The sequence below is a fragment of the Leifsonia sp. SIMBA_070 genome (assembly GCF_046534635.1).
GTDB lineage: Bacteria > Actinomycetota > Actinomycetes > Actinomycetales > Microbacteriaceae > Leifsonia.
Map to the genome: position 1 here is coordinate 1 of NZ_JAWRYK010000671.1, position 250 is coordinate 250.

Below are 250 nucleotides of genomic sequence, written 5' to 3' on the forward strand. Positions count from 1 at the left end.
CGACAAGGTCGTCGGCCTGCTGCATGAGAACGGAATCCGGGTGTCGATGGCGACGGCGACCGCCTCGCCGCCGCCGTGGGCCACGACGAAGTACCCCGAGATGCTCCCGCAGGACGCCGACGGCTCGACGTTCTGGCACGGTTCCCGACAGGCGTTCGCTCCCAGTTCTCCGGTCTACCGCCGCCTCGCGCGCGAACTGGTCACCGCCATCGTCGAGCGTTACGCCGACCACCCCGCCGTGGCCATGTGG

1 protein-coding gene is annotated in these 250 nt (G+C 70.0%); it reads left to right on the top strand.

The features are described from left to right. Positions 1 to 250, top strand: a 250-nt coding sequence (locus tag SB754_RS21930; protein WP_410784415.1) for a beta-galactosidase, incomplete at both ends; no start/stop codon positions are given.